Source organism: Pseudodesulfovibrio sp. JC047 (genome assembly GCF_010468615.1).
Lineage (GTDB): Bacteria > Desulfobacterota > Desulfovibrionia > Desulfovibrionales > Desulfovibrionaceae > Pseudodesulfovibrio.
This window is the reverse complement of the sequence record NZ_WUEH01000134.1, coordinates 1-309: the sequence shown is the minus strand read 5'-3', so window position 1 is coordinate 309 and position 309 is coordinate 1. Positions and strand designations below refer to the sequence as shown.

The window sequence follows — 309 nt, the reverse complement described above, 5'->3', positions numbered from 1 at the left end:
GAGGGTTCTTCTGGGTCAGAATGCCACACGTCTGTGTTATCGGATGATTCCTCTTCATCATCAGAGAAATCATACCAATTGGAGGAGCTTCCTGGATCTTTGTCAGGTGACTCTTCAAAGAGATATCCAGGGAGATCGATGTCTTCATGGACTTGAGATGTTGAGGCTTGGTCGGAATATCGACTTTTAAGCCTTTGTGTCAACTGTCTCAGGGGGGTGTCAGGATCGTACCCTAACCCATGTGAAGACTTTTCTACATAGCCGTAGAGTCTCCAATCTTCCAGCTGGCTTTTGGTCAAGGCAGGCCCT

At 47.6% G+C, this 309-nt stretch carries 1 protein-coding gene; it reads right to left on the bottom strand.

The window, feature by feature from the left end:
* A partial coding sequence (locus tag GO013_RS17130; RefSeq protein WP_203529732.1) for a hypothetical protein occupies positions 1-299 on the bottom strand: 299 nt, incomplete at its 3' end.
* Positions 300-309: the final 10 nt, after the last annotated feature.